1 protein-coding gene is annotated in these 934 nt (G+C 65.0%); it reads right to left on the bottom strand.

The window, feature by feature from the left end; translation table 11 throughout:
- The coding region (locus AC0L3P_RS39855; protein ID WP_473309445.1) for a phosphopantetheine-binding protein at nucleotides 1-934 on the bottom strand (934 nt) is incomplete at both ends.

Genomic DNA, 934 nt, shown 5'->3' with positions numbered 1-934 from the left:
CAGCATCAGCTGGCCTAGTTTTGGGGAGCACTTCAAAACCCCGGAAAATTCCAGCATCAGCTGGCCTAGTTTTGGGGGGCACGTCATAGGAGCAATCGCCTAAACCTGTAGGAACAAAGAACAGCGGCGGCTGCGATCCGGTTTCTCGAATACAAATCACTCCCGAGCTGCTGGGCTGTGGTGCCAAATGAATCTTGGATGCAAGTTCCTTTAGAACGGGGGCTTGGAATAGGTCGGCGGCGCTGAACTTGAGCCCGAGATCGACCGCGCGACTGAGCAACTGCACCGCCAGGAGCGAGTGGCCGCCCAGTTCGAAGAACTGGTCGTGGCGTCCGACCCGCTCCACACCGAGAAGCTCGGCCCAGATCTGCGCCAGCGCCGTCTCGATCTCGCCCTGCGGCGGCGCATAGGCGCGATGCGCATACGCCTCATCGTCCGGCGCCGGCAGCGCCTGGCGGTCCAGCTTGCCGTTCACCGTCAAGGGCAGCGAGGCCAGCCGCACAAACGCCGCCGGCACCATGTAGTCCGGCAGCTGCGCGCCCACATGCGCCCGCAAGGTCGCGGCCAGCTCAGCTCCAGCGCCATCCGGCTCATCCGATTGAGCTTCAGGCGCACACACCACATAGGCCACCAGCCGCTTCTCGCCGGCGCCATCCTGCTGCGCCACCACCACCGCATCGCGCACCCAGGCATGCTCGATGAGCCGCGCCGCAATCTCCCCCGGCTCGATCCGGAAGCCGCGGATCTTCACCTGGTCGTCGGTGCGGCCCAAAAACTCAAGATTGCCGTCCGGCAGATAGCGCGCCAGATCGCCAGTGCGGTACAGCCGGTCGCCGGCCACAAACGGGCTGGCGATGAACCGCTCCGCCGTCAGCTCCGGCCGGTTCAGATAGCCGCGCGCTACCCCCGCCCCGCCAATATAGATCTCCCCCAC

It is taken from the genome of Bradyrhizobium sp. WSM4874, from assembly GCF_055811835.1.
The sequence above is the reverse complement of the archived record's forward strand: the minus strand, read 5'-3'. Positions and strand labels throughout refer to the sequence as shown.